Raw genomic sequence first — 26,087 nt, forward strand, 5'->3', positions numbered from 1 at the left:
CCCTATGGTTGCTCTGCCCGATCGCCTCTCCGTTGCTGACTATCTCGCCCTAGAAGCCATGAGCACCACCAAGCATGAGTATTGGGATGGCTATCTGGTGGTGATGGACGGGGCGAGCGATGCCCATGTGGCGATCGTGGGGAATCTGTTTGCGGCACTGTTGGGGCATATTGCGCCACCCTGTCGGCTCTATATGACCGATATGCGCCTGCAAATTGTCCACAAAAATCGCTATTTTTATCCGGATCTGTTGGTGACTTGTGACCCCAGAGATACGGTCATTACGCCTGAAAATAATTACGCTAAACAGTTCCCAACCTTAATTGTTGAAGTGCTGTCAGACACCACGGAACTGCGCGATCGCAGCAGCAAGTTTTTTGACTATCAGCAAATCGAAAGCCTCCAAGAATATGCCCTGATTAACACCAGTTGCCAGCGCGTTGAATGCTTTCGCCGCAGCACGGGGGATGATTGGGTGCTAACCACCTACAATCCCGATCGCGCCGATCAGTTTCAGTTAAAATCCGTTGATTTCACAGGAACCTTGACGCAGCTTTATCGCAATGCGATCGCCCTGCCTAGTCATCCTTCATTGGACACCAGCCCACCCGATCGCCTTTAGTCGCCATCACCGTCACTATCTCCTACGGTGGTTTTGTCCACTCGATGGAGGAGCGATCGCCCTTGCTCGGCCTGCCGGCCCCCACTCTTGCAACGATTAAAGGCTTTTATTAAAGATTGAATGAAGGATTGTCTGAAAAAAGATTTTTAGTTGATTGAATTAAAGGTTTTGTGAAAAATAGATTCAAAAACGACTAATTTGGCGGATGTTTTTTAGGTTTTAATTGATACACCAAAACTTATTTATCTCCAGATCTGTCGATATAATTAATGAAGGGTGACAGTCATTGAATTGTCTTCATCTTGTATCCTCCCCATAGATCTATGAAGCTTCTTAAAACGGCTCTGAGTTTGACGGTGATTGTCACTTCTTCAGTGGCCGCTTGCTTGGCAGTTTCTGCGCCCGCCCAAGCCTACCGAATGTTTTTAGGCGAAGATTTAAATTCAAATCCTTGGGCTCCGGCTGCCAATCTCACCAACTCTCAGGCAGCGGAAGCCGCTTTTTTGTCAAATTTGACCGGTGTGGGTACTGAGACCTTTGAAAGTCAAATCACCGGTACTAACAATCTTCTGAATGTTTCATTTCCCGGAGCTGGAACCGCAACGCTCTCGGGAAATGGTCGAATTTCAAGCGTGCCCGTGGGCTGGACAAATGGCGTTGGTCGCTATGCCGTTTCCGGGACTCAATTTTGGGAAGTGGACGCTGGGGGGCGCTTCACAATCAATTTCAGCCAGCAGGTAGGAGCTTTTGGGTTTTATGGGGTTGATATTGGTGATTTTGGTGGCCAATTAACCCTGACTTTGGCGGGCGCATCCACCACAAAACAGGTGACGGTTAATAACACGATCGGCTCGTCGGGCAGTACGGACGGTTCTGTGCTGTTCTTTGGCATCATTGCGGAAACCATGGAGGAGGCTTTCAGTAGCGTTTCCTTCAGCATGTCAACGGGTCAAGGCGATGTTTTTGCCTTTGACAACATGACGGTGGGCGGTCTGTCTCAGGTCAAGACTCCGGAGCCATCCCCCCAGCCCAGTCCTGAACCGACTCCTGAGCCGACTCCGGAACCCAGTCCCGAACCCACTGTGACTCCGGAACCCGGCCCTAGCCCAACCCCCAGCCCCTCCGCAACGCCTACGCCGCAACCCACACAGCCTACGGATCCGGTGTCAGTGCCGGAGCCGGGATCGATCGGGGCGTTGTTGGTGGTGGGGGCGATGGGAGTCCTGGGGCTGCGTCGTCGCCGCGCTGACTAGGCTGATTAATAGGCACACCGAAGCTGTGCCACGGGATCACCGATCGGGGAGATCGCAGGAAATCTAAAGAAGCACCTGCAAGAGATCGAGAGGAATCGGAGACAATGCCAAGCTGGAAAGATTCCCAGCTCGGGTTTCTGCCGCTTGGTTCTCTCTTCCTTCAGTGGGTTAAAACCATGACCGATCGACCTGCGCTGCTGATTCGGAACGCTCGCATCCTGTTGCCTGACGGAGATTTCCTGCAAGGCGATGTGTTGATTGAAGGCGATCAGATTCGGCAGGTGGCTCCTGAAATTTCCCCCGACCCGATCGGGCCGATCGCCCGTGAAATTGACGCAACGGGCTTGACTCTGTTGCCGGGCGCGATCGACCCCCAAGTTCATTTCCGCGAACCGGGCTTAGAGCATAAAGAGGATCTCCGAACCGCCAGCCATGCCTGCGCCAAGGGCGGTGTCACCTCCTTTTTGGAGATGCCTAACACCAAGCCCCTAACCACCACTCAAGCCACGCTGCAAGACAAGCTCGATCGCGCGGCGAGTAAGTGCGTGGTCAACTATGGCTTTTTCATTGGAGCGACCGCCGATCGGTTGCCGGACTTGATCACGGCGAACCCCGTTTGCGGCATCAAGATCTTTATGGGGTCTATGCATGGCCCCTTGTTGGTGGATGAGGAGCCAATCCTCGATCAAATTTTTGCGATGGGGCAACAGCCGGGACAAACGGGCTATGGGCGATTAATTGCTGTCCATGCCGAAAACCAAGACCGGATTCGTCAGCGCCGAGAGCAATTTGCGGGCATTACCGATCCGGCCATCCATTCCCAAATTCAAGACAACCAAGCCGCGCTGGAGGCCACACAACTGGCCCTCAAGTTGGCGCGGAAGCATCGTCGGCGGCTGCATATCTTGCACATGTCTACGGGTGATGAGGCGAACCTGATGCGTCAGGGCAAGCCCGAATGGGTGACCTGTGAAGTTACCCCCCAACATTTGCTGCTGGATGTGAGTGCTTACGAGACGATCGGCACTTTTGCGCAAATGAATCCCCCTCTGCGATCACCCGAAGATTGCGCAATTTTGTGGCAAGCCCTGCTGGATGGAGTCATTGACTTCATTGCCACTGACCACGCCCCCCACACCCTGGAAGAAAAGGCGCAACCCTATCCCAACAGTCCCAGCGGAATGCCGGGGGTGCAAACCTCCTTGCCCCTGATGCTGACCCAGGCGGCGGCGGGGCGCTGCACGGTGGCTCAGGTGGCCCGGTGGATGTCAACCAATGTGGCGAAGGGGTTTGGCATTCCCAACAAGGGGGCGATCGCTCCCGGATGGGATGCGGACTTGGTGTTGGTGGATCTCGATAACTACCGTCCAGTGCTGCGGGAGGAAATGCTGTCCAAATGTGGTTGGAGTCCCTTTGAGGGTTGGAATCTCACGGGTTGGCCGGTTTACACGATCGTGGGCGGCCAGGTGGCCTATGAAAACGGCGAGGTTAATGAGTCGGTGCGTGGTCGGGCCTTGAGGTTTGAACCGACGGTGTAGGGCTGATCATTAACTCGCCTAAAACCCCCATGCCACCGCTGGCAAATCGCGACAGATCGTAGCAAGTCGCGACAAATCGTGGCAAATGGTGGCAAATCGCGACAGATCGTGGCAGATCGTGAACGACAAGGGGCTTCAGCCCCTTGTTCCGGTGATTGAGCCATGGACAATCAACCCTAGAAGCACCTAGGGCGTGGGGCGGCCCAGAAACCATTCCAGCCGCAGGGCCGTTTGGTCATCGTCGGGGGCAAATTGGCTTAGGGGTTCTTGGCGGCCCAGATTCGATCGCAACTGGGTGGCCGCCCAACTGCTGGGCCGCGTGCGATCGCCCTGGCGACCAAATAGCCATAGGTTCGATCGCCCGCTGTCTTCGGTGCTGATTCCTTGGGCATAGCGAGCCTGCTGCTCGGTTTTGGCCCCAGCACTCAGCAACAACACGGATTCCCCTTCAGGCCCGTAGTAAACTTCCAAGCCGTCCCCTGGATCCACGATCGGCGGAATTTCTTCGGGGCCCCCTAGCCCATATTCCACCCATTGCTGGCAAGTGGCTAGCTCACTGTAGGGCAACTCAAGCTGCGCCAACATGGGCAAAATGGCCGCGCGATCGCACTCCAAGCCGCCTGCCGCCGTCAGGTCTTGGGCCTTGCCCTCGGGGAGCGGTGGCGTTTGGCTGGCCACACGCTGGGCCAGCACCAGCACCAACAGCCCCGCCAACAAAGCAATGGCGCTCGATCGCGGCCAGGTTTTTCTCAGCCAGGTTCCTTCACCCCCAACTTTCCCGGTGTTGATTGGCGGCTGGTGTTGCATGAGGTGTTGCATGATCCGATCCATCATCCCTGCCCTCCTACGAACCTGAATGGCTCTCGGATGCGGGTTCGATCGCCCGGTCTATGGCCAGAAAGCGGGAACCCGCAAGCGCCTTGGTCTCTATGAATGGGGAGGGGCCGGTTGGAGGTGTGTGAAGCGATCAACCCGAAACCAACCCCATTCCTTTTGATCCTAAAGATCACTAGGCGCGGTGGTTTCGAGTGTGACGCGATCGATATTGAACGTTATGCAACGCCATCAGTTGCAACGCCACGTAATACTTCCTAACCCATTAATACTTCCTAACCCATATTGACCAAGAGGTTTCAGACCTTTCCTGAGAGCTTTTGAACCCCAAAATCAGGCCTCTAAACCGAGCCAACTTTTAAGGAACCTGAACCACCGTTTGAGCTTCAACCCGCTGACCATTGGCATACAAATCCTTGTGGTCATTCGTATTCAAGGTCACCTGGATTTGGTTACTGCCGCTCGGCAAAGATTCCAAGTAATACCAGTTGCCGTAGAGCCGGGTGAGTTTGCGCCCGTTGAGGTAGAGGTGCGCGTGACCTTGGTTCCAAGCACCGGGTTGGTTAATTTGCTCCGGGGCAAATCGGAAATTTTGAACTGTGAGTTGCAGGTTCCACCCCTGTTTGGGATCTGGCAATACGGCAAGGCTTACGGCGGGGATTGGCTGACCGACAGGAATATCAAAGCGCCCGTGATGATGCTCGCCGCCGTGACCGCTGCCATGGTGAGGATTGTGCGGACTGGATGACGGGCTGGATGACGGGCTGGATGACGGGCTGGATGGGTGATGGTGATGATTGCCATCGGCCCGGGCTGGCTGGTGAATGGATTGGGCGATCGGGCTGAGAAGCATCACTGCCAGAGTCAAGCCAACCGATCGCAAGGAAACAGGAGAACGAAATAACTTCAGTGGCATAGCAGGCGAAGGGTAGTTTGGGGATTCAGAGGAAATCGTGAACCGGTGACCAACCTTCTCAAAGACAACGGCGGGGTGAGGCGCGCACAACTGAACAACTCAGCAAACAACCCAACCAGCAGCTCAACGCATTCATTCAGCGCATTCATTACAACGCACTGATTCAACGCGTTAACAAGCTAAGCAACAGACGGCCTCACTAGCAGCTTTAGCCGATCGCTACGGAGTTGCTCTGCTGGAGTTGGCGCAGGGCCGTTAAGGCCGTTTGAAAAGACCCCCAATCACCACAGTCATAGAAACAACGGACAGCAGATTCCAAGTCATGAATTGCCGCTTGATGGCAATGCATTTGTTGATGGAGCTGACTGCGGGCCATGTAGGACAGACCGTTCATGGGAGCCAGGGCGATCGCCTGGTCAAAACTGCCGATCGCTTCCGTGGAACGACCTAGAGCTTGTAGCACCAAACCGCGCAGATGAAAGCTATTGGCTTGTTGGGGGCCGTAGCGCAAACTGCGATCGAGATCGGCTAGGGCTTGGGGCCGATCGCCCTGATCCAACCAGGTAATCGCCCGGTCGTAATACACCTGGGCAAGGCGATCAAGTGATTCGTGGCCGAATTGCAAAATGGCTCGGTTGAAATCTTCGATCGCCTCGCGCCCCTGCTGTTGTTCAGCCATCACCAGCCCGTGGTTATACCAAGCGCGTCCATCCAAGGGATGTTGATGCAGCACCGTTTCAAAATCCTGGGTGGCGGCGGCCCGGTTTTGTTGCCCGCGATAGGCTAAGCCACGGTTCAGGTATGCATCCCAAAGCTGGGGGTTGAGTTCCAGCGCCGTCGAGCAGTCCCCGATCGCAGCCGCCCAGTCAGCGAGCGCCAGCCAGGTCAGGCAACGGTTGTGGTGGGCCCGGGCTTGCCGATGGGCATCCGGGGCCTGATGGGCAGCGATCGCGAAGGCCGCTAGTGCGTCCGCATAGTCACCACGGCTAAAAGCTGATGCACCCAGCGCCATCGGGTCTTGCGGACTAGAAACCGGGACGCTAGCCGGAGTCAGTCGGGATGGCCAATAGGTAGTAGCTGCGAGGCCCCAAACAACCACGCTCAGCAACAGCGCGATCGCCCAGCGCCCGGTTCGATCGGGTTCGGACATAGGGTCAGAAGCCTGTTGAATAACCGAAAGGCAATTCAACACTCGGGTTCAATTGGGTGGGTTAGCCAGCGGGAACAGCGCCAGGGCTGCCCAGCGCTCAAAACCGGTCAAGGCATCTGTGGAGGAATGTTGCCTCGACCGGCTCGCATGACTTACCAACCAGCTTCCGACTTGGACAGCACGAAGGATGCCACATCTTGAATATCTTCGTCCGTCAGCTTGCCCTTGAAGGCCGGCATCGCACCTTTACCGTTGGTGACCTGCTTCACGATCGCCTCGATCGAGTTCATGCCGTATTTTTCCAAGGCATCCTTCTTCAGGGTCTTGTCTGCCATCACCACGTTACGGCCACCCGCATGACAAGCGGCGCAGTTGGCGTTAAAAATTTTGGCTCCACTGGCCACATCAGCCGCATGGGCAGTGCCTGCAAAGCTCAACCAAGCAGCAACCAGAGCGATCGCCCAAGATACAAACCGTTTCATTGTCCTTGATCCTGTCAGTCAGTACTGAAGCCGTGAAATGCTTCAGACCCATTTAGTCCAGATCTGCCCAGGACTGTCAAGCCCAGTATCAGTCAAGGTTTGGCAATGGTTTGCAATAATTTTTTAGAATGGCCGAGCGAACAACGGTCAAGCGGCGTAAAGGGTTTTAATCCACTCCCATTCTTGCTCAAGACCCTTGCGAATCGTGACTTGAGGGTCATAGCCCAAAAGATTGCGAGCCTTGGTCACATCGGCGGAGGTGTGGCGAGCATCCCCGATCGCCCGATCCTGATAATCGCGTGCGATCGGATGACCCACAATCGCCTCCATCTGCTCCAGCACCTCCGTCAGCACCACGCGACTGCCGCCACCGATGTTGAAAATTTCCCCGATCGCCTCTGGAACCACCGCAGCCGCCAAATTCGCCGCCACCGCATCGCTGACATAGGTAAAATCGCGGGTCTGTTGCCCATCGCCGTAGATGGGAATCGCCTGATGGGCGATCGCCGCCTTAAAGAACTTGTGAAACGCCATATCCGGCCGCTGTCGGGGCCCATAAACCGTGAAATAGCGCAGGGCCACAAACGGCACGCCAAAATTGTTGCAATAGAGCCGTCCGAGCTGTTCGGCCGCTAATTTCGTGATGCCGTAGGGCGACACGGGCTTGGGACAGACCAACTCACTGGTGGGAAAGGTTTCCGCATCGCCATAAATGGACGACGTGGACGCATAGACCAACCGTTGCAAACTCGGGGCCTGCTTCGCGGCTTCTAAGAGGCGCTGGGTCGCCGTGATGTTGCGATCGGTGTAGTCCTGGAACCCAGTTCCCCAACTGGCCCGCACCCCCGCCTGGGCCGCCTGGTGATAAACCACATCCGCTTCCGCCAGCAGGGGGGCCCAGTCAATGGCTCGCAAATCCACTTCCAGCAGTTGGAATTGGCCATGATCCAGCAGGGGCGCAACGTTTTGCCGCTTCAGGGCCGGGTCGTAATAGTCATTGAAGTGATCAATGCCAATGACCCGATCGCCTCGCAGTAACAGCGTTTCCGCCAGGTGGGAGCCAATGAAGCCGGCCGCGCCGGTCACGATGCTGGTAGTCATGGGGGGTTCAGAAATCGCCGTTTTGCAATAGTTGAAGGGAAATTGGCGCGATCGCCTGATCGCTGGTCTAGGTTTAGCCCAAGTTTTGACCCAGCGCCTAGCCCAGTCTAGGAAGTTTTGCACCCAAACGTGGAAACAACCAACCCAGGAATGGTCGTTGATGATCGGTGATCGACCGCAATTGAGTCGAAATTGGACAAGATCCAGCCTCCCAGCGGGGATCGGTGGTGAGAGGAGCGGACGTGCGATATTCTGAGATACTGGCTCCTGGCCGAGTTCTGTTCACAACTGCGGGTTAAAGATTCTGTGAAGGTTTTAGTGGTTGGCAATGGTGGCCGTGAACACACGATCGCCCACATGTTGTTGAAGTCGGAACAGGTGGAGCGGGTCTTTTGTATTCCCGGAAATGGGGGAACGGCCCTGAATCCCCGTTGCCAAAACTTTGCCTTCGCTGCAACTGATTTTGAAGCGATCGCCCGCGTTGCCCAAACCCAAGGGGTCTCCCTGGTGGTGGTGGGCCCCGAAGCACCCCTGGCCGTCGGAATTGTAGACTTTTTGCGCGGGCGACAAATTCCCGTGTTTGGCCCCACCCAAGCGGGGGCCCAAATTGAAGCAAGCAAATCTTGGGCCAAGACGCTCATGGCCGAAGCAGGTGTGCCCACGGCCCAATCCGCCACCTTCACGGAGCTGGCCCCCGCTCGCGATTATTTGCAGCAGACCGGGGCCCCGATCGTGGTGAAGGCCGATGGTCTGGCGGCGGGCAAAGGCGTAACCGTGGCCATGACCCTGAATGAGGCGCTCAAGGCGGTGGAGTCCATCTTTGGCGGCCAATTCGGCTCCGCTGGCTCCAGCGTGGTGATCGAAGAATTTATGGAAGGGCGGGAAGTATCCGTTCTGGCCCTGACCGATGGCAAAGCCGTGCGCCCTCTGATTCCAGCCCAAGACCATAAACGAATTGGCGAGGGAGACACCGGCCCCAACACGGGCGGCATGGGAACCTATGCCCCGGCTCCCTTGGTTACACCGGATCTGATGGCGCGCATTGAAACGGAAGTGTTGCAGCCCACGGTGCGGGCCCTGGCGGCGCGCGGCATTGATTACCGAGGGGTTTTGTACGCGGGATTGATGATCACGCCTGAGGGGAATCCCAAGGTGGTGGAATTTAACTGCCGTTTTGGCGACCCGGAAACCCAGGTGGTGTTGCCGCTGTTAGAAACGCCACTCCATGAGCTGATGTTGGCCTGTGTGGAACAGCGGCTGGCCCAGTTGCCCCCGATCGCCTGGAAATCGGGCGTGGCCGGTTGTGTGGTGGTGGCGGCCCAAGGCTATCCGGGCAGTTTCGCCAAGGGCACCCCGATCGCGGGCTTAGCAGAGGCGGAAGCGGTGGGGGCCATGGTGTTTCATGCGGGAACACGTCTGGTGCGATCGAGCGGCAACACCGATCGACTGGTCAGCGATGGAGGGCGAGTCCTAGGGGTCACGGCAATCGGGGCAGATTTTGACGAAGCCTTCGAAACCGTCTACCGGGCGATCGAGACCATTGACTACGCCGACAAAACCTATCGTCGCGACATTGGCTATCAAGTGCGCCAACAACCTTGGGAAGCCCTGCCCCTGCCCGGTGTCATCGCCGCCAGTGACCCCATGCCCACCGAAGCCCCTTAAGATCGAATCAATCTGCACGCTCCCCGAGACCATGCTTGAGGCGATCGTTACGTTGCGGCAAATCCTGCGTCGCTGGTGGTCAGAATTCACCCTCCAAACCCGATTGATGGCGGTGGCAACCCTGGTGGTGTCCCTGTTGACCAGCGGGCTAACCTTTTGGGCCGTCAACACCATCCAGCAGGATGCCCGGCTCAACGACACCCGTTTTGGGCGAGATTTGGGACTGCTTTTAGCCGCCAACACTGCACCCCTGGTGGCGGAGCAAGACTTGGGCGGTTTGGCTGGCTTCTCGCGCCGGTTTTATAACAGCACCTCCAGCGTTCGGTACTTGCTCTATGCCGACGTGGACGGGGATATCTTCTACGGCATCCCCTTTTCCGATACGGAGGTGAAAAACTCCCTAACCTTGCGTCGTCGGATTCAGTTGCCGCCGGACTATGCGGCCGACCTCGATCGCCCCTTGGTACGCCAACACCTCACCCCCAACGGTCAAGTCACCGATGTGTTTGTGCCGCTGACCCACGAGGGGGAATATCTGGGGGTGTTGGCCGTGGGCACCAATCCCAATCCCACGGTGGTGGCCTCGTCGGGCTTGACTCGCGACGTGACGATCGCGGTGTTCGTGTCAATTTGGGTGATGGTAATTTTGGGGGCTGTGTTCAACGCCCTCACCATCACCAAGCCGATCAAGGAATTGTTAATCGGTGTCAAAAACATCGCCTCCGGGGATTTTAAGCAGCGAATTACCCTACCGTTTGGCGGTGAACTCGGGGAGCTAATTGCCAGCTTTAATGACATGGCGGAGCGCCTGGAGCGCTATGAAGAACAGAATATTGAAGAGCTGACGGCCAGCAAGGCCAAGCTCGAAACCCTAATCGCCACGATCGTCGATGGGGCCCTGCTGCTCGATACGGATCTGCGCGTGGTGTTGGTGAATCCCACGGCCCGACAGATTTTTGGCTGGGATCGCGAAACGGACGGCCAGCCGATCATTGGCAAAAATGTGCTCTATGAGTTTCCGCCCGAGGTGCAGGTGAAGCTCACGCGTCCGCTGTACCAGTTGGCGGAAGGCAAGGCCGACGAGGGTGAGGAATTTCGCATTACCCTGATGGAGCCGGTGAAGCGAACGGTGCGCATTTTGCTGTCGCCGGTGCTGTCCCAACGGGCGATCGGGGATGGGCACTTGTGCGACACCTGCGAGCACCATCAGCAGGATCAGTGCAGCGATGCCCAACGGCCCCTGGCCAGGGAATGTAATCTCTATGCCGATCAAGATGGTGAGGCCCCGGGCGATCGCTACCGCGAGAGCATCCGAGGGATTGCCGTCACGGTGCAGGACATCACCCGGGAAGTGGAGCTGAATGAGGCCAAAAGCCAATTCATCAGCAATGTTTCCCACGAGCTACGCACGCCGCTGTTTAACATCAAGTCCTTTATTGAAACACTCCATGACTATGGCGATGAGCTGTCGCCGGAGCAGCAGCGGGAGTTTTTGGACACCGCCAACCGCGAGACTGATCGCCTCACCCGGTTGGTCAATGACGTGTTGGATCTCTCTCGGTTGGAATCCAGCCGTAGCTACACTTTTGACGCGATCGACCTGGTACAGCCGATCGAACAAACCCTGCGCACCTACCAGCTCAATGCTCGCGACAAGGGAATCGAACTAACCCAAGAGCTAGCCCCCAACCTGCCGCCCGCTTTGGGTAACTATGATCTGTTGCTGCAAGTGTTCGCCAACTTGGTGGGCAATGCCCTGAAATTTACCCCCAAGGGCGGCCAGGTGGCGATCCGAGCCTATATTCCCCAAGACCCCGCCGTTCAACCGACCCTTTGGGATACCTGTCCGGTGAATGCGGCAACCGGACAAGCCAAATCCCAACCCGAGGTGGTGAGCGTGGTGCGGGTGGAAGTGGCCGACACCGGCATTGGCATTGGCCCCGAAGATTGCCATGCCATTTTCGATCGGTTCTATCGGGTCGAAAACCGGGTTCATACCCTCGAAGGCACGGGGTTGGGCCTGTCGATCGTCCGTAACATCATTGACAAGCACCAAAGCAGCGTCAAATTGATCAGTGAAGTGGGTGTGGGGACGATTTTTTGGTTTGACTTGTTGATTTATCGGGATGGGTTGACCCTGCCGGAACCGATGCCCGTCGTTTCCAGCACCCTGGGTTAGGCTGGGGGCAATCCTGGGGCGAATCGGGCGGCGATCGCGACTGATCCGCATCCCACAAGGGTCGATCGCCCGTGTTAGCCTAACGATGATTGGCGGGGCCACTCAGTCCGAGCGTCAGCCCGAGCTGTTGATGAACCCTGGTAGGCATACGGAGTCGATCGTCCGATGGATGGAAATAACTGGCTGCAACAACTGCTGACCATTGGTTTGGGAACAACAGCCATTGTTGCAGAACGCCTCAAGGAAGCCAGCGATGAATGGGTTCGCAGCGGCCGCTTGGATCCAGAACAGGCCCGCAAGGTGGTGGATGACCTGATGCAGCGTTTGCAGTCCGGCGGCAATCCCTCCCCCAGCGAAAGTTTTGATTCCCTGATTCAGCAGCAGTTTCGGAAGGTGATGAAGGATTTTGGTGTGCCCGATCGCTCAGAGGTGGACGAACTGCGCGGCCGGATCGATCGGCTGGAGCGCCAAGTGCGTGACCTGGAAAATCGACTGTGGCGTTAGGGCGATCGCTCGTTAGGATCAAGAACGACCCACTTTGCTCGCAGATTGATCGAGGAGACTAGACCCTTGCGTGATGTGTTAATCAGCTTTGGGGTGATGTTGGTTTGCCTAGTGGCCGTGTTGATGGTCACCTTCACGGGCAAAACCCCCACCGCCGAAGCGAACCCCCTATCCAGTCAACCGGCGGCCGAAGCCACTGCCAACGGTTCCAAACTGGCGGCCCGTCTCATTAGCGACGCGGCTGCCCAACTGCGATCGCCTGAGATCGCCACCCTGCCCACCAATACCCAGGAGACAACCCTCGTGGCCGACGCGAGCAACCTGACCACCACCGATTCTGGCCTGCAATACGAAGACCTCACCGTGGGAACTGGCGCAGCCCCCACCCCCGGTCAGAACGTCACGGTTCACTACACCGGCACGCTCACTGACGGCAAAAAATTCGACAGCTCGCGCGATCGGGGTCAGCCCTTCAGCTTCCGCATTGGTGTGGGTCAAGTGATCAAGGGTTGGGACGAAGGTGTCCTGTCTATGCGGGTTGGTGGTCGCCGCAAGCTGGTGATTCCGCCGGACTTGGGCTATGGGGCCCGGGGAGCCGGTGGGGTAATTCCTCCCAACGCTACCCTGGTATTTGATGTGGAATTGCTGCGCGTGGGGGGCTAGTTCCCGCTCAGCGTCAGCACTGACAGTTTTTGGGCTCTGGGAAAGCATCCAAGATCTTGGATAGGGGCGATCACTCCGGCGGGGCGATCGCCCCTTGTGCTGGCCACCGATCACAGGGAGTCACGATCGCACCCGCACCAATGCCGTATCAACCACCGCCATCAAGCGGATCCCCCGGTCTGGATTCGGTATCCTGAATGGGGTTAATCAGTCTCTAGGTCAACCTCTAGGTCAACCGACAATCAAGCGCCACACTCACTGGCGGTGAAAGCGGAATCAGCAACGCCCATGTCAACGCAACCCCCAAAGTCCAAGCGGTTGAGAAACGGGCAATCATTGCGCCCCTTCTCCCGCCCCTCAGCATCCGGCAAGGCTCCCCAGGGCAACCATGGCGGGCGGCGGCAGTGGCAGCAGTGGATCCCTTCCCTGACGGCAACCCTGCGGCAAGCACCCGCTTGGACTTGGCAGCAGCGGCATTGGTGGGGGTCGGGATTGGTGGCGATCCTGACCATGGGGGCCATGCGATCGCTGGTCATCGATTCTTATCTGGTGACTCTGCCAACCATGAGGCCCACACTGCAACCAGGCGATCGCCTGCTCATCGATAAGGTGAGCTACCAGTGGCGCAATCCCGATCGAGGCGAGTTAGTGGCCTTTATGCCGCCCGGCACGCCGAATCAACCTCGGGGAGTGTTGGTCAATCGGGCTATTGGTCTGCCCGGCGATCGGGTTGAAATCCAAAGCGGTCAACTCTTGGTCAATCAGCGCCCGATCGCCCATGGCCAGTCCCTGGCGATCGAAATTGGTGATCTCGCCCCCGTGCGAGTTCCCGCCGCCACCTACTTTGTCATGAGCGATGGTTCCGCCTTGGGTAGTGCCCCAGCTCTGACCTTCACCTACGGTTACGTGCCGCGTCAAGCCCTAGTAGGGCGGGTTATGTGGCGGTTTTTTCCTCTCGATCACTGGGGGTCACCAACCACTCCCACAGCCTCGCCTGATCCAGTCCCTCAGTAGTCACCTGCGATCATTCGCGGTTTTGCGGTATATCTTCTCAACAACAGACCAGCCGGAATTTTCACCGCTGTAATAGCCTGTAATAGGAGTTGAGAGTTTCCAGTTTCTGGCTAACGGCGCACGGATTGATTCCAAATTTCCAAGCAGAATAGTCAATCATGCCAACGCGCCCGCCTTCCCCAAGTCCCAATCTTGGATCCTGAACCCCGATCGCGCTTCTCCTGGTTTGCGTTTTCCGGGCTTGGCCCAAGGTTCTCAGCGCCCAGCATTTCAAGAAGCGCCCTCGTCTACTGCTTTAGTGCATTTAGGATTTTTCTCGTGACCGATCAACCCGCTTCCTCGCATAAAGAGCCGTCCACCAATCCCCCCACCGACAACGCTTGGGTTGAAATCCTCAAAACCATCGGCCTCAGCATTATCTTGGCCCTGGGCATTCGTACCTACGTGGCCGAAGCTCGCTGGATTCCCTCAGAATCAATGGTGCCGACGCTGCAGGTGAAAGACCGGTTGATTGTCGAAAAACTGCAATACCGGTTTGGCGGCAGCCCCAAGCGCGGCGATATCATCGTCTTCATGCCGACCGCCGAACTGCGCCGCCACAACCTCAAAGATGCTTTTATTAAGCGCGTCATTGGTCTGCCGGGTGAACTGGTGGAGTTGCGAGATGGCCAGGTTTACATCAACGGCCAGCGCCTGGACGAACCCTACATTGCCCGCGAGTCGGTCTTAACAACCGGTCGCCCCAGTCCTGCGAGTGGCTCAGGGGAGCGCCCGGCCAGCCGTAGCGCGGATGGCAATGCAGTGCAGCGCACGGATACCAATGTTTGCGTAGGGGATCCACAACCTTTTCTGTCCCGGCCGGTGCGGGTGCCGCCCAAGTCTTATCTCGTGCTGGGAGATAATCGCAACCGCAGTTACGACAGCCGTTGTTGGGGAGTCGTTCCGCAAGATTTGATTGTTGGTCACGCGGTTTGGCGGTTTTGGCCACTCGATCGTATGGGTAATCTCTAGCCAAACGCAGAGCCTAGAACAATAGGGTCTAGAAAAAATAGAGCCTAGAACAGCCTAGAAAATAAAAAGCTAGCAAATAAAAAGGAGAGTCGCTGGTTCAGCAACTGCTCCTTTTTTCTGTTTCTTCTGGTTGAAGAATTTTTCGTTTGCCAATTTTCGTTTGCCAATTTGTTGGCCAACAAAACCAAGGAACCCTAGTCCTTTTTGGTTTCGGTTGCCATCCCATACTTGCGCAGGAATCGCTCCACACGACCTTCAGTGTCAATGATCCGCTGGGTGCCGGTGAAGAACGGGTGATTGCCAGCCCAAATGTCCACATGCAATTCCGGTTGGGTCGAACCAACCGTCATCACCAATTCGCCGTTGCAATAGACTTTTGCATCGGGATACCACTCGGGGTGAATACCTTCTTTTGCCATGATGTGAACCTCAACCAAAGTTTAGGAAATTTAAGGGCGATCGAACTGCATTCAAGTGCATGGATTCGATCAAGGAGATTTGCACAAAAGAGCTGGAGATCGCGACTTCCAAACGGGGTCTTTTGATCACCAGCCCCCAGCCTGTCCATTCTTTGGGGAAACCCACCGAGGCCTCCCCTTCGAAAATCGGTGCTTGGAAAATTAGCGCTTCGAGAACTGAGGAGCCTTCCGGGCTTTCTTCAAACCGTACTTGCGACGTTCCTTGGCACGGGGGTCACGGGTCAGGTAGCCTTCAACCTTCAGGGGCTTACGGTTTTCAGGGTCAAGCTGAATCAAAGCCCGAGCCACACCCAAGCGGATCGAGTCAGCCTGGCCAGTCAGGCCGCCGCCCACCACGCTCACCAGCACATCGTAGTCCCCTTCCAAGCCGAGGGTTTCCAGAGGTGCCTTGGCCGCAGCCAGATAAACCGGGTTGTATTGCAGGTAGTTATCGCCAGGGCGACCGTTAATGGTCAGTTGGCCAGAGCCAGGCACCAGGCGCACGCGAGCGACCGAGGTTTTACGGCGGCCCGTGCCGCGATACATCACGCGCCCGTTGTTATCCGTTGCTTGCATTAGCCTTCACCTCCAGGAATGGTGTTGATCGTCAGGACTTGGGGTTGTTGTGCCGTGTGGGGATGGTCTGCACCGGCATAAACCTTCAGCTTGCGAAACAGTTGCCGACCGAGGGCATTTTTAGGCAGCATCCCTTTAACGGCATGTTCCACAATTCGCTCGGGCAGACGATTTTGCAGCTTTTCAAAGCTCTCCGTCTTCATCCCACCGGGACGGCCAGAGTGACGACGGTAGACCTTTTGAGTCCGTTTTTTACCGGTCACTTCCACTTTGTCGGCATTCACGATCACCACAAAGTCACCGGTATCCAGGTGGGGCGTATAGGTGGGCTTGTTTTTGCCCCGTAGGACGGAAGCCACTTCGGTGGCCAGGCGGCCAAGGCGTTGACCAGCGGCATCAACGACGTACCATTGCCGGTCAACGTCGTTTACGGAGGGCAGGGCAGTCTTGGTGGGAATGGACATAGGGGTTAGTTGGGTTGCGAAAGTCGCTGAATCGGGGAAGTTATAACTAGGGCGATCGCGTAGTGCGTTAAGCCTAGAATCTTTATGTAACGGGAGGGCTGAAGGTTGTCGGGCCATCCTGGGTCAGGTCGAACCAAGGCAGGGTGTTGGTGCGAGCAATCTCTGGCAGGGGCGAGTTGGGGTAGCCAATGCGCAGTAGGCACAATCCCATGGGTGGCGCGGCATATTTCACCAGGTCTCGGCGTTCACTCTGCCAAATTTGGGTGAACTCTTCGACACTGAGGCGATCGCGCCCCACTAACACCAACATCCCCGCCAGCAGCCGCATCATGCCGTACAAAAAGCCACTGGCTTGAACTTCAAGTTCCACAATCGGCCCGCGCCGCCGACACCAGGCTTCTTGGACATCCACCCAAGAATGGGGACGTTTTGATCCGGCACGGTGGAAAGCGGCCAAGTGATGCCGACCCACAAGGGGGGCGATCGCCGCCTGCATCTTTTCCACTTGAATTGGCTCGTAATAGTGCCAACTGAAGGGTTTGAGGTACAGGTTAGGCTGTGGATCGGTGTAGAGAACATAGCGGTAACGCCGCCACGAGGCCGAGAACCGAGCGTGCCAGTTCCCCGGAACCGCACAGGAGGCCAGAATCAGAATATCATCTGGCAACCTTGTGTTGAGGACTTTCGCCCAACGGTGAGGAGGAATCGGGCTGGCCACGTCAAAGTGGGCCACTTGGGCAGAGGCATGAACTCCGGTGTCGGTGCGTCCAGCACCATGGATGACAACGGGATGCCCCAGAATCTCGGCGATCGTGTCTTCGATCGTGGCTTGAACGCTGCGATCGCGGATCTGCCGCTGCCAACCACAGAACCCTGTTCCCAGGTACTGAATCACCAAAGCAACACGTTGCTGATCGGCGGGACAGTCGGCCATGGTTGTTGCTCTACACCCCAGCGATTGGTCTTGGCCTAGACCAATTCCAAAATGGCCATTTCGGCATTGTCACCACGCCGGGGCACAGTGCGCAAAATGCGGGTATAGCCACCATTCCGCTGACCGTAGCGCTGGGGAGCCTGCTCGAACAGGGCATGAACTAAATCGGCATCATACAGATAGCCCAAGGCCCGACGACGGGAAGCCAAGGAACCGTCCTTGGCCAAGGTAATCATGCGATCAACCTCGGCGCGAACAGCCCGGGCCCGGGCTTTGGTGGTGGTGATTTGACCATTGCGGATGGTTTCCGTGGCCAGGGCCCGCAGCAGGGCGCGACGCTGGTCAGCGGGCTTACCAAGTTTAGGAACGCGACGACCGTGACGCATAGCTCCGATCTCTACTCAACTGATTAGTAACTAGGGGGGTCGGATCTAGAACGGGCTAGAGCCGGGGGTGAACGGTGGCAGCTAGGCTTTGGCCACCTTTTCTTGCGGCAGGGTGATGCCCAAGCGCCGCTGCAACGCTTCGATCACTTCTTCAGCCGACTTGGCTCCGAAGTTTTTGATCTCCAGCAAATCTTCTTGGGTGAATTCCAGAAGATCGGCAACGGTGTTGATTTGCGCCCGCTTCAGGCAGTTGTAGGCGCGCACCGACAGTTGCAATTCTTCGATCGGGATTTGGCTGCTGGGGTCTTGGGACTCTGGGCGATCGCTCTTGGTGGCTTCGATGGTGAAGTCCTTGAGCGGGTTGAACAGATCCACCAGAAGCGTGGCAGCCTGACTGAGCGCCTGTTGGGGGGTGATGCTGCCATTGGTCCAAATTTCCAGAACCAAACGATCCTTCTCCAGGGATTCGCCCACCCGGGCATCCTCAACGGTGTAGTTCACCTTGCGGACGGGCATAAACATCGAGTCGATCTGCAAAAAGTCGATCGCCGATGCATCATCACGACCCCGATCGATCGCCCGATAGCCCACCCCACGTTCCACTCGGAACTCCATTTCCAACGTGGCCCCCTCGGCCAAGGTGGCAATGTACTGGGTTGGATCAACCACTTCCACTTCTGAAGGCAAATCGAACAGGTCTGCCGTGACCACCCGCGGCCCTTTGGCCAACAGGCGACCAATTTGCGGCTGATCCGTGTGGCTGCGCAGCACCAATTCCTTCATGTTCAGCAGGATGTCCAACACATCCTCCCGCACACCGGGAACCGTCGCGAACTCGTGGTTCACGCCCGCAATCCGGACGGCCGTCACTGCGGAACCCACGAGGTTCGACAGCAGTACCCGACGCAAAGCATTCCCCACCGTTGTGCCCTGCCCACGTTCGAGGGGGGACAGCACCAAACGGCTGTAGAGATTGCGATTGCTTTCCGTGCTCGATTCAACACACTCGATCTGAAATTGCGACACGCTTTGTGCCTCCCAACCGGCCTAGTCGATCCATATGCGGCAGTGAAGCCGCCCCGTAACAGAAAAAAATTCGCGGTGACCAAGGGTTACCGCTGGCTTGCAGGATGCGATCGCAGCGCCCGTGAGTTAGCGCAGGTCGATCGCGGGGTGATTAGACCCGACGACGCTTCGGCGGCCGGCAACCATTGTGCGGAATCGGCGTAACATCACGAATCAGCGTAATTTCCAGCCCCGACGCTTGCAGGGCCCGAATCGCCGTTTCCCGGCCCGAACCGGGGCCGCTCACCATCACTTCCACCTGACGCATCCCCTGTTCAGAGGCACGACGGGCAGCAGCCTCAGCGGCAGTTTGGGCGGCGAAGGGCGTACCCTTCTTGGCTCCCTTGAAACCGCTAGAACCGGCCGAGGCCCAGGAGATCGCGTCACCCTTGAGATCGGTGATCGTCACGATCGTGTTGTTGAAAGTCGATTGAATGTGGGCGACACCGCTGGGGACGTTGCGCTTTTGCTTACGCGGGCCAGAGCGCTTGTTGGGTTGCTTTGCCATAGCTGTTGAACAGAACTAAAACGTTCGTAGAAAGGGGACAGAACCAGTCGATTACTTGCGAGGAGCCTTCTTCTTCCCGGCCACCGTACGACGACCACCACGGCGAGTCCGGGCATTGGTGCGCGTCCGTTGACCCCGCACCGGCAGACCCGCACGGTGACGACGACCCCGATAGCAACCGATGTCCATCAGGCGCTTGATGTTCATGGCCTCAAAGCGGCGCAGATCACCTTCCACCTGGTAGTTATCCAACTCGGCCCGCAGGGCAGAGATGTCTGCATCGCCGAGGTCTTTGACGCGCGTATCCGGATTCACACCCGTCGCGGCCAAAATTTTCTTCGACAGGGTTAGACCAATGCCGTAAATATAGGTCAACCCAATTTCAATGCGCTTATCGCGCGGTAAATCTACACCGGAAATACGTGCCACGTTGGTTCTCCCTAACGTTTTAATGCTCTGTCTTTAGATGGGTGCCAGGCAAACACAACCACCCTAAAGCTGTCTTTTACCCTTGGCGTTGTTTGTGTTTGGGGTTTTGGCAAATGACCATGACGCGACCGCGACGACGAATCACGCGGCACTTTTCGCACATTTTGCGGACGGAGGCTCGGACTTTCATGATGGTTAAAATCTCCAAACTTGGAATTTTAGAGAAAAATGAGTACCGGATCAACCTATCGGGGCAAGTCTCTGGCTAGACCGGCGATCGGGTAGCTATTTTGGGGGTTATTTTTTGCCACCCGTGTTCTTTAAACGGTAGGTGATGCGCCCCTTGGTCAGGTCGTAGGGGGTCAGCTCAACCTTGACGCGATCGCCCGGCAAAATCTTGATGTAGTTACGGCGAATCTTGCCAGAAATATGTGCTAGGACGTTGAAACCGTTATCGAGATCCACCCGGAACATTGCGTTCGGGAGTGATTCGGTTACGGTTCCCTCCATTTCGATCAGATCTTGCTTGGACAAGGATCAGCTCTCCTGTATGAACGTCGAGTTGGTTGACAATCAGTGAAATTGCTGTTAAGCGTTCCTTCACTGCCAAACTAGCACAATGGGCGATCGGGTCTGGGGTTCTGGTTCAGCGCACGGTCTCAGCACAAGGCTTCAGCACCAAACTTCAGCGAAGGTGAACTAGGCCGTTGGGGCGATCGCCTGTTTCAGGTCACGAGTCACATCGCTGAGGGGCTGGTCGCCATCAACTTCCGCCAACAGGTTGACTTGCTGGGCCCTATAGAACTTCAGCAGCGGTTCCGTCGTTTGGTGAAAAATCGCCAGACGATGCTCAATGGTCGCCAAATTGTCGTCCGAGCGACCTTCCGCTGTGCCTCGGCTCAGGAGACGGGCCTTGAGTACGTCATCGGCAACCACCAAATTCAGCACTCGATCGCAAGCCTGACCCGTTGCCGCCAGCATGTCATTGAGTTTTTCGGCCTGGGTCACATTACGCGGGAAGCCATCCAGGATCCAGCCCTGTTGGGCATCAGGTTCTGCGAGCCGATCTTTGATGATCCCAATGATCAATTCATCGGGCACCAATTCACCACGATCCATGAAGGACTTCGCCGCCTGTCCCAAGGAGGTGCCTTGGGCAACTGCCGCGCGCAAGATATCACCCGTGGAAATATGGGGAATGCCATATTCCTCAGACAAAATCTTGGCCTGCGTGCCCTTACCAGCACCCGGTGGGCCGAAAAAAATCAATCGCGTCACTGCTTCACCATTCCTTCGTAGCGCTGTGAAATCACGTAGGTTTGGATTTGCTTCGCCGTTTCGATCGCGACCCCAACCAAGATCAGAAACGACGTTGCGCCCAACCCTTGGAACGTCCGCACATTGGTGGCACTTTCCACGGCCGTCGGCACAATGGCCACCAAGCCCAAGAAAATTGCCCCCAAGAAGGTCAGCCGATTCAAAATCTGCTGCACCCGCTTACTCGTGGCTTGACCTGGGCGCACCCCGGGGATGCTCGCTCCCATCTTCTTCAGGTTCTGAGCCATATCCACCGGGTTCACCACCAGCGACGAATAGAAATAGCTAAAGAACAGAATCAGCGCCAGGTAAACCAACACGTACAGCCAGGGCGTGGGGCCCGTCGGACTCAGATAGGTGGCCACCCGAGCCAAGGCCTCATTGTTCGTGAACTGGGCCAGCGAGGCCGGAACCACCAACACCGCCGTCGAGAAGATGATGGGCATCACGCCCCCTTGGTTCAAGCGCAGGGGCAAGTAGCTGCTGCGCTCCTGATACTGGCGGCGACCCACCTGGCGGCGGGCCATCACGATTGGGATGCGACGGGCCCCTTCTTGAACAAACACAATGCCGACAATGGTGGCCATAAACGCCAACATCAACAGCACAATGCCGCCAATGGTCGATCGATCACCACTCTGAGCCAACTCCAGCGTTTGGCCCACCGATTTCGGAAAAGTCGAAACAATATTCACGAAAATCAGCAGCGAAGCACCATTGCCCACACCACGTTCCGTGATCAGCTCGCCAATCCACATGACAAACATCGAACCAGCCGTCAGGGCCAGCGCCGTCTTCACCACAAACAGGCCCGCTGGCTCCGTCGTGGCCCCCAACGCCGACACCCAGAGACCGATCCCCACGCTTTGGATCACGGCCCAAGCAACGGACACATAGCGGGTGATTTGGGCAATCTTGCGACGGCCCGCCTCCCCTTCGTTCTTCTGGAGGTCTTCCAGAGAAGGCAGCGCCGCCGTCAGCAACTGGATGATGATAGACGCGTTGATATAGGGCAGAATTCCCAACGCAAAGATCCCCAGCAGCGACAGACCGCCCCCGGAGAAGATATCTAAGAAGCCAACCAACCCACCTAGACCGCTGTTTTGGATCGCATTGCCAAAGGCCGCACGATCAATTCCCGGTACCGGCAAAAAGATCCCAAGGCGCACCAGCACTAGCAGGCCGACGGTCACCAGCAACCGCCCCCGCAGGCCAGCCGCCTGGGCCATTTGCATGAAGGTTTCTTGGGCTGTTGGCGCTTTATCTCGACTGACGACCATGGTTGGTACACCTCAGGCAAATTTCAGCAACCGGATTTCCCAACTTCAATCTTAGACAACCGTGCAAGTTCCGCCGGCTGCTTCGATCTTTTCCTTGGCGCTAGCCGTGAAGCGAGCGGCTTCCACCGTCAGCTTCACCGACAGATCACCATCGCCCAGCAACTTCAGCGGGCCATCGTTGGTGGTAACAATTCCGGCTTCCATCAACGAGGCCAAGTTGACGGTCGAACCGGCCGCCAGGCCAGCCAGACTGCCGACGTTGACCACGGTGTAGGCTTGGCGGTTGATCACCGTGAAGTGCTTCAGCTTCGGCACCCGGCGGTAAAGGGGCATTTGCCCCCCTTCAAAACCGGGGCGGGTGCTGCGACCGGAGCGCGACTTTTGACCGCGCATCCCGAAGCCACAGCTCGCGCCTTGACCGGCAGCAATGCCCCGACCGACGCGACGACCGCGCTTTTTGGAGCCTTTTTTAGGCTGTGCATCCGTGATTTTCATGGATTTGGTCTCCGTCGATGACCGGAACTACTTGTACAGGTGCTCGAGGGTCACACCCCGGTCTTCGGCCACTTCTGCGAAAGTCCGCAGGGAAGACAGGGCATCCAAAGCAGCACGGGCGTTGTTCAAGGGGTTATCGGAACCCAGTTGCTTGGCGAGGATGTTTTTCACCCCGGCCAATTCCAACACGGTGCGGACAGCACCCCCAGCGATTACCCCAGTACCGGGAGCGGCGGGGCGCATCATCACTTTTGAGCTACCACCACCGACACCGTTGGTGGGGTGGGGAATCGTGTCGCCCTTAATCAGGGGCACGTCAACTAGGTGCTTTTTGCCATCGGCTACGCCTTTTTTGACGGCTCCGATCACATCAGCGGCTTTGCCGACCCCAACGCCCACTTGACCGCGCTCGTTACCGATTACGACCACAGCGCGGAAGCTGAGCTTTTTACCGCCCTTGACGACTTTGGTGACGCGACGGATTTGGACGACGCGCTCTTGCCATTCGGACTCTTTCTCGCGGGTGCGATTGCCTTTACGACGAGTTGCCATAGTGAATACTCCTGAGTTCTCGCCTAGAAGTTCAGTCCGGCTTCGCGCGCCGCGTCGGCCAAAGCCTTGACACGACCGTGGTAAAGATTACCGCCGCGATCGAACACAACTTGGGTAACGCCCTTGGCTTGGGCGCGCTCAGCCAGCAGCTTACCCACCGCTGCGGCTGCATCACAATCGCGGCTGCTTTCAAGCTGCGACTTGACATCGGGTTCCAGGGTCGAAGCGGCTACCAACGTGTGATGTTGGGTGTCGTCGATCACCTGGGCGTAAATGTGTTGGTGCGAGCGGAACACGCACAGGCGAGGCCGATCGGGCGTTCCCGAAACTTTGCGGCGCACCCGCCCGTGGCGACGGCGCACCATATCCTTGCGAGTGGCTTTCATTATTTCTTACCTGTCTTACCTGCCTTGCGGCGAACGACTTCACCTTGGTAGCGAATCCCTTTGCCCTTGTAGGGTTCCGGTTTGCGCACAGCACGGACACGGGCGGCGGTGTTACCCACCAATTCCTTGTCAATGCCGCTGACAATCACGTTGGTGTTGTTTTCTACCGCAAACTGAATCCCGTCGGGGGCGGGGATATTCACCGGGTGGCTATAGCCCATGCTCAGGTTGAGCGTGGTGCCTTGGACAGCAGCCCGGTAACCGACCCCTTGGATTTCCAGACGGCGCTGGAAGCCTTGGGACACACCTTCGACCATGTTGGCCAGCAGGGTGCGGCAGAGACCATGGCGCTGACGGGCGGGACGCGATTCATCCCGGCGCGTCACGAGCAATTGATCTGCTTCTTGGGAGAAGAGGATTTCAGGGGGGAAGGTGCGGGTCAGCTCGCCTTTGGAGCCTTTGACCGAGACGGTTTGGCCGTCGATCGTCACCGTCACCCCTTTGGGAATGGGAATGGGACGCTTGCCAATGCGGGACACGATTGAGAACTCCTTCGTCGTAGGGATTACCAGACGTAGCAGAGGACTTCGCCACCGATGCCCTGCTGACGCGCGTCGCGATCGGTCATGATGCCTCGGGAGGTCGAGACGATCGCGATGCCAATACCGCCTAGAACGCGGGGCAAATCGCGGCGATTGGAATAGACGCGGAGACCCGGCTTGCTCACGCGCTTCAGGTTCGAAATGATCGGACGGCGCTGCTTGCCCTTGTATTTCAAAGAGATCACGAGCGTCTTCTTCACACCTTCACCGGTTTCTTCCACTTCGGCGACGAAGCCTTCAGACTTGAGCACCTCGGCGATGCTGCGGGTCATCTTGGTGGCCGGAACTTCCGTTTTTTGGTGACGCGCCAGGCAGGCGTTGCGAATGCGCGTCAGCATATCTGCGATGGGATCGTTAACCATAGTTCGCTCCTTGCAACGCTACTTGTCCCGGAACGGCATGCCCATTTCCTTGAGCAGCGCGCGGCCTTCTTCGTCGGTGGTGGCGGTGGTCGTGATGCAAATGTCCATCCCGCGGATTTGGTCGATGCTGTCGTAGCTGATTTCAGGGAAGATCAGCTGCTCACGCAGACCTAGGGAGTAGTTGCCACGACCATCGAAGCTGTTAGGGCTGACACCACGAAAGTCCCGGATTCGGGGTAGGGACAATCGCACAAGGCGATCGAGGAAGTCATACATCTTGTCAGAGCGCAGGGTCACCATCATGCCCACGGGCATCCCTTGACGCAGCTTAAAGCCGGCGATCGCCTTTTTGGCGCGGGTCACAACGGGGCGCTGACCGGTGATGGTGGCCAATTCCACTAGAGAAGACTCCAGGGCCTTGGCATTCTGCGACGCTTCGCCCAAACCACGGTTCACCGTGATCTTCACCACTTTGGGCACCTGGTGAATATTCTCGTACCGGAACTGTTCCATCAGTTTCGGCACAATTGTTTCCTTGTAAATGGTTTTCAGTCGTGCTGGCATGGCTGTTTCAGCGATCGGGCGCAACGTTAGTCGATGATTTCGCCAGTTTTAATCAGCTTGCGCACCTTCTTACCTTGGTCGGTGAAGGTGTAGCAAACGCGGCTGGCGACCTTTTCTTTCTCGGAATAGTGCAGGACGTTCGAGCTGTGGATCGGGAACTCGCGCACCTCGACTTTGCCCGATTCGCCTTCCTGAGTTGGCTTAGTGTGCTTGGTCTTTTGGTTCACCCCTTCCACGATCACTTGGCTCGTTTTGGGGAAGACGCGCACAATCTTGCCAACTTTTCCCTTGTCACGACCGGAGATCACCTGAACGGTGTCACCCGCTTTGACATGCATCTTGAAGCGCACGGCTTTGCCGTTTGCATTCACTTGAATCTTGCCGGGCTTGGCCATTACAGCACCTCCGGAGCCAGCGAAACGATCTTCAGGTAGTTCTTGTCACGCAGCTCACGAGCTACGGGGCCAAAAACGCGCGTCCCACGGGGGTTGCCATCCTTGTTGACGATCACGGCGGCGTTGTCGTCGAAGCGAATGCACATGCCGCTGTCGCGTCGGATGGTTTTCCGGGTGCGGACGATCACGGCTCGCACCACGTCGGACTTCTTCACTGCCATATTCGGAATGGCATCTTTGACGACGGCGATGATTTCATCACCGACATGGCCGTAGCGACGGTTGCCACCGCCCAGGACGCGAATACACATCAGCTTTTTCGCGCCGCTGTTGTCCGCTACGTTCAGATAGGTTTGCTGTTGAATCATGGGCGATCGAGCCT

The 26,087-nt window shown here is 57.0% G+C and carries 35 protein-coding genes; 10 read left to right on the forward strand and 25 right to left on the reverse strand.

Annotated features, from left to right (window positions below; all coding sequences use genetic code 11):
• Positions 1-4 precede the first annotated feature (4 nt).
• From VPK24_RS03850 to VPK24_RS03860, 3 genes are all read left to right on the forward strand, one after another.
• A complete protein-coding gene (locus tag VPK24_RS03850) occupies positions 5-622 on the forward strand; it encodes a Uma2 family endonuclease (RefSeq protein WP_393010826.1) in 618 nt (205 codons plus the stop codon).
• A gap of 323 nt (positions 623-945) precedes the next feature.
• Positions 946-1,875, forward strand: coding sequence for a PEP-CTERM sorting domain-containing protein (locus VPK24_RS03855; RefSeq protein ID WP_393010827.1), 930 nt, complete (start codon positions 946-948; stop codon positions 1,873-1,875).
• A 176-nt stretch (positions 1,876-2,051) separates the two neighbouring features.
• On the forward strand, positions 2,052-3,413 hold the full coding sequence (locus VPK24_RS03860) for a dihydroorotase (protein WP_393010828.1): 1,362 nt from the start codon (positions 2,052-2,054) through the stop codon (positions 3,411-3,413).
• A gap of 186 nt (positions 3,414-3,599) precedes the next feature.
• On the opposite strand, the gene VPK24_RS03865 is transcribed toward VPK24_RS03860, so the two are convergent.
• Positions 3,600-4,247, reverse strand: coding sequence for a hypothetical protein (locus tag VPK24_RS03865; protein ID WP_393010829.1), 648 nt, complete (start codon positions 4,245-4,247; stop codon positions 3,600-3,602).
• A 22-nt stretch (positions 4,248-4,269) separates the two neighbouring features.
• Here VPK24_RS03865 and VPK24_RS03870 point away from each other — a divergent pair, with 22 nt between their 5' ends.
• Positions 4,270-4,410 carry a hypothetical protein gene (locus tag VPK24_RS03870; protein ID WP_393010830.1) on the forward strand — a complete coding sequence of 47 codons (141 nt, stop codon included), beginning with the start codon at positions 4,270-4,272 and terminating at the stop codon, positions 4,408-4,410.
• Between the two features lie 195 nt (positions 4,411-4,605).
• Here VPK24_RS03870 and VPK24_RS03875 read toward each other — a convergent pair whose 3' ends face one another.
• The 4 genes from VPK24_RS03875 to VPK24_RS03890 form a co-directional block, all read right to left on the reverse strand.
• A complete protein-coding gene (locus VPK24_RS03875; RefSeq protein WP_393010831.1) occupies positions 4,606-5,163 on the reverse strand; it encodes a hypothetical protein in 558 nt (185 codons plus the stop codon).
• 208 nt (positions 5,164-5,371) lie between these two features.
• Positions 5,372-6,313, reverse strand: a complete 942-nt coding sequence (locus VPK24_RS03880; RefSeq protein WP_393010832.1) for a tetratricopeptide repeat protein — start codon at positions 6,311-6,313, stop codon at positions 5,372-5,374.
• Between the two features lie 152 nt (positions 6,314-6,465).
• Positions 6,466-6,795, reverse strand: coding sequence for a cytochrome c6 PetJ (gene petJ / locus VPK24_RS03885; protein WP_393010833.1), 330 nt, complete (start codon positions 6,793-6,795; stop codon positions 6,466-6,468).
• Positions 6,796-6,942: 147 nt separating this feature from the next.
• The gene (locus VPK24_RS03890; RefSeq protein WP_393010834.1) at positions 6,943-7,896 is read right to left on the reverse strand and encodes an NAD-dependent epimerase/dehydratase family protein; all 954 of its coding nucleotides are present in this window, start codon (positions 7,894-7,896) and stop codon (positions 6,943-6,945) included.
• Between the two features lie 306 nt (positions 7,897-8,202).
• Between VPK24_RS03890 and purD the strand changes: the two genes are divergently transcribed.
• The 6 genes from purD to lepB (VPK24_RS03920) all read left to right on the forward strand — a co-directional run bounded on the left by purD (position 8,203) and on the right by lepB (VPK24_RS03920) (position 14,932).
• Positions 8,203-9,561 (forward strand): phosphoribosylamine--glycine ligase, encoded by a 1,359-nt coding sequence (gene purD, locus VPK24_RS03895; RefSeq protein ID WP_393010835.1) that lies wholly within the window; start codon positions 8,203-8,205, stop codon positions 9,559-9,561.
• 31 nt (positions 9,562-9,592) lie between these two features.
• Positions 9,593-11,740 carry an ATP-binding protein gene (locus VPK24_RS03900; RefSeq protein ID WP_393010836.1) on the forward strand — a complete coding sequence of 716 codons (2,148 nt, stop codon included), beginning with the start codon at positions 9,593-9,595 and terminating at the stop codon, positions 11,738-11,740.
• Positions 11,741-11,905: 165 nt separating this feature from the next.
• The gene (locus VPK24_RS03905) at positions 11,906-12,244 is read left to right on the forward strand and encodes a phasin family protein (protein WP_099534726.1); all 339 of its coding nucleotides are present in this window, start codon (positions 11,906-11,908) and stop codon (positions 12,242-12,244) included.
• Positions 12,245-12,310: 66 nt separating this feature from the next.
• Positions 12,311-12,907, forward strand: a complete 597-nt coding sequence (locus tag VPK24_RS03910) for an FKBP-type peptidyl-prolyl cis-trans isomerase (protein ID WP_190356074.1) — start codon at positions 12,311-12,313, stop codon at positions 12,905-12,907.
• Between the two features lie 288 nt (positions 12,908-13,195).
• A complete protein-coding gene (gene lepB / locus VPK24_RS03915) occupies positions 13,196-13,921 on the forward strand; it encodes a signal peptidase I (RefSeq protein ID WP_393010837.1) in 726 nt (241 codons plus the stop codon).
• A 318-nt stretch (positions 13,922-14,239) separates the two neighbouring features.
• Complete coding sequence (gene lepB, locus VPK24_RS03920; RefSeq protein WP_393010838.1) at positions 14,240-14,932, forward strand: signal peptidase I; 693 nt, start codon at positions 14,240-14,242, stop codon at positions 14,930-14,932.
• Between the two features lie 194 nt (positions 14,933-15,126).
• Here the strand turns inward: lepB (VPK24_RS03920) and rpmE are convergent, their stop codons facing one another.
• The 20 genes from rpmE to rplN form a co-directional block, all read right to left on the reverse strand.
• Entirely contained in the window at positions 15,127-15,351 is a 225-nt protein-coding gene (gene rpmE / locus VPK24_RS03925; RefSeq protein ID WP_099534750.1) for a 50S ribosomal protein L31, read from the reverse strand.
• Positions 15,352-15,552: 201 nt separating this feature from the next.
• Positions 15,553-15,966 carry a 30S ribosomal protein S9 gene (rpsI, locus tag VPK24_RS03930; protein ID WP_099534722.1) on the reverse strand — a complete coding sequence of 138 codons (414 nt, stop codon included), beginning with the start codon at positions 15,964-15,966 and terminating at the stop codon, positions 15,553-15,555.
• Entirely contained in the window at positions 15,966-16,430 is a 465-nt protein-coding gene (gene rplM / locus VPK24_RS03935) for a 50S ribosomal protein L13 (RefSeq protein ID WP_099534721.1), read from the reverse strand. Before rplM ends, rpsI begins: the two co-directional genes overlap by 1 nt.
• Before the next feature lie 82 nt (positions 16,431-16,512).
• On the reverse strand, positions 16,513-17,364 hold the full coding sequence (truA, locus tag VPK24_RS03940) for a tRNA pseudouridine(38-40) synthase TruA (protein ID WP_393010839.1): 852 nt from the start codon (positions 17,362-17,364) through the stop codon (positions 16,513-16,515).
• 35 nt (positions 17,365-17,399) lie between these two features.
• On the reverse strand, positions 17,400-17,750 hold the full coding sequence (rplQ, locus tag VPK24_RS03945; protein ID WP_099534719.1) for a 50S ribosomal protein L17: 351 nt from the start codon (positions 17,748-17,750) through the stop codon (positions 17,400-17,402).
• Positions 17,751-17,831: 81 nt separating this feature from the next.
• Positions 17,832-18,776, reverse strand: a complete 945-nt coding sequence (locus tag VPK24_RS03950; protein ID WP_099534718.1) for a DNA-directed RNA polymerase subunit alpha — start codon at positions 18,774-18,776, stop codon at positions 17,832-17,834.
• Positions 18,777-18,927: 151 nt separating this feature from the next.
• The gene (rpsK, locus tag VPK24_RS03955; protein WP_099534717.1) at positions 18,928-19,323 is read right to left on the reverse strand and encodes a 30S ribosomal protein S11; all 396 of its coding nucleotides are present in this window, start codon (positions 19,321-19,323) and stop codon (positions 18,928-18,930) included.
• Between the two features lie 51 nt (positions 19,324-19,374).
• Positions 19,375-19,752, reverse strand: coding sequence for a 30S ribosomal protein S13 (gene rpsM / locus VPK24_RS03960; protein ID WP_393010840.1), 378 nt, complete (start codon positions 19,750-19,752; stop codon positions 19,375-19,377).
• Positions 19,753-19,828: 76 nt separating this feature from the next.
• Positions 19,829-19,942 (reverse strand): 50S ribosomal protein L36, encoded by a 114-nt coding sequence (gene rpmJ / locus VPK24_RS03965; protein ID WP_015186054.1) that lies wholly within the window; start codon positions 19,940-19,942, stop codon positions 19,829-19,831.
• A 107-nt stretch (positions 19,943-20,049) separates the two neighbouring features.
• Positions 20,050-20,286 carry a translation initiation factor IF-1 gene (gene infA, locus VPK24_RS03970; RefSeq protein ID WP_099534715.1) on the reverse strand — a complete coding sequence of 79 codons (237 nt, stop codon included), beginning with the start codon at positions 20,284-20,286 and terminating at the stop codon, positions 20,050-20,052.
• Between the two features lie 165 nt (positions 20,287-20,451).
• The gene (locus VPK24_RS03975; protein WP_393010841.1) at positions 20,452-21,030 is read right to left on the reverse strand and encodes an adenylate kinase; all 579 of its coding nucleotides are present in this window, start codon (positions 21,028-21,030) and stop codon (positions 20,452-20,454) included.
• The gene (secY, locus tag VPK24_RS03980; protein ID WP_190356079.1) at positions 21,027-22,349 is read right to left on the reverse strand and encodes a preprotein translocase subunit SecY; all 1,323 of its coding nucleotides are present in this window, start codon (positions 22,347-22,349) and stop codon (positions 21,027-21,029) included. Before secY ends, VPK24_RS03975 begins: the two co-directional genes overlap by 4 nt.
• 51 nt (positions 22,350-22,400) lie before the next feature.
• Positions 22,401-22,844: a 50S ribosomal protein L15 gene (rplO, locus tag VPK24_RS03985; protein ID WP_393010842.1), complete on the reverse strand. Its 444-nt coding sequence runs from the start codon at positions 22,842-22,844 to the stop codon at positions 22,401-22,403.
• Positions 22,845-22,871: 27 nt separating this feature from the next.
• Positions 22,872-23,396, reverse strand: a complete 525-nt coding sequence (gene rpsE / locus VPK24_RS03990) for a 30S ribosomal protein S5 (protein ID WP_190356081.1) — start codon at positions 23,394-23,396, stop codon at positions 22,872-22,874.
• 23 nt (positions 23,397-23,419) lie between these two features.
• Entirely contained in the window at positions 23,420-23,782 is a 363-nt protein-coding gene (gene rplR / locus VPK24_RS03995; protein ID WP_099534710.1) for a 50S ribosomal protein L18, read from the reverse strand.
• Positions 23,782-24,321 carry a 50S ribosomal protein L6 gene (gene rplF / locus VPK24_RS04000; RefSeq protein WP_099534709.1) on the reverse strand — a complete coding sequence of 180 codons (540 nt, stop codon included), beginning with the start codon at positions 24,319-24,321 and terminating at the stop codon, positions 23,782-23,784. The genes rplR and rplF overlap by 1 nt, the downstream gene beginning before the upstream one ends.
• Before the next feature lie 26 nt (positions 24,322-24,347).
• The gene (gene rpsH, locus VPK24_RS04005) at positions 24,348-24,746 is read right to left on the reverse strand and encodes a 30S ribosomal protein S8 (RefSeq protein WP_099534708.1); all 399 of its coding nucleotides are present in this window, start codon (positions 24,744-24,746) and stop codon (positions 24,348-24,350) included.
• A gap of 18 nt (positions 24,747-24,764) precedes the next feature.
• Positions 24,765-25,310: a 50S ribosomal protein L5 gene (gene rplE, locus VPK24_RS04010; protein ID WP_099534749.1), complete on the reverse strand. Its 546-nt coding sequence runs from the start codon at positions 25,308-25,310 to the stop codon at positions 24,765-24,767.
• A 26-nt stretch (positions 25,311-25,336) separates the two neighbouring features.
• Entirely contained in the window at positions 25,337-25,705 is a 369-nt protein-coding gene (gene rplX / locus VPK24_RS04015; protein WP_099534707.1) for a 50S ribosomal protein L24, read from the reverse strand.
• Positions 25,705-26,073 carry a 50S ribosomal protein L14 gene (gene rplN, locus VPK24_RS04020; RefSeq protein WP_099534706.1) on the reverse strand — a complete coding sequence of 123 codons (369 nt, stop codon included), beginning with the start codon at positions 26,071-26,073 and terminating at the stop codon, positions 25,705-25,707. The genes rplX and rplN overlap by 1 nt, the downstream gene beginning before the upstream one ends.
• Positions 26,074-26,087: the final 14 nt, after the last annotated feature.

Origin of the sequence: Limnothrix redekei LRLZ20PSL1, from assembly GCF_043235035.1 — a bacterium.
Classification (GTDB): Bacteria; Cyanobacteriota; Cyanobacteriia; order CACIAM-69d; family CACIAM-69d; genus CACIAM-69d.